General features: G+C 75.9%; 1 protein-coding gene. It reads left to right on the top strand.

Features of this window, described 5'->3' with window-relative positions; genetic code table 11:
• A partial coding sequence (locus OZN99_RS32765; RefSeq protein ID WP_270939352.1) for a hypothetical protein occupies positions 1–772 on the top strand: 772 nt, incomplete at both ends.

Genomic DNA, 772 nt, shown 5'->3' on the forward strand with positions numbered 1-772 from the left:
CGGCGGCGTGGTGCCGGCCTGGGCCTGGGTGGCGGCGGGCGCGGGGCGCGCCGGGCTGCTGCGCGCGGCGACGGTGCTGGCCGGCTGCCTGCTGGGTGCCGCGATGGCCGGCGCCTATCTGGTACCCGCGCTGCTCCTGCTGCCGGAGATCAACGCCGATGGGTGGGACACCGGCGGACTGACCACCTGGTCCGGGCATTTCCTGCTGGATGCCTGGACGCCCTCCAAGCCGGTCGTGCATTTCGTGTTCATGAATGCCGGGCTGCTGGTGAGCCTCGCCGTGCTGGCCGCCCTGGCCTGGACGGGGCGGCGGCAGGCGCCGGCGGAGCGGGACCCGTTCTTCGTCGCGACCGCCGTCCTGTTCCTGGGCCTTTGCCTGCTGATGACCCCGCTGTCCTGGCCCCTCTGGTGGGCGCTGCCGCCGTTGCAGCGCGTGCAGTTCCCCTGGCGCCTGATGACGCCGGCCGTGGCGGTCTGGGCGCTGGTGGTGGCCTGGCGGCTGGAGCGGCTCGCCGAGGCCGGCGTGCCGGAGGGCACGCGCATTGCCGTCGCGGCCGGCGCGGCCTTCGCGGCGATGGCGCTGTGGATCCCGTACAGCCTGGTGACCGCGGATATGCCGGCCTTCGCCCGCTACGACTGGACCCGGCTGCACGTCGCGCCGGCGGGCGAGCGGCCGCTGCCACGGCGGCACCCGCCCGAATACGCGCCCATCGCCGCGGCACGGGCGGGCTGGCGCGCCGAGGAGGCGGCCTCGGACGCCATCCTGCAGGCG

The sequence above is a fragment of the Falsiroseomonas oryzae genome (assembly GCF_027856955.1).
Taxonomy (GTDB): domain Bacteria; phylum Pseudomonadota; class Alphaproteobacteria; order Acetobacterales; family Acetobacteraceae; genus Falsiroseomonas; species Falsiroseomonas oryzae.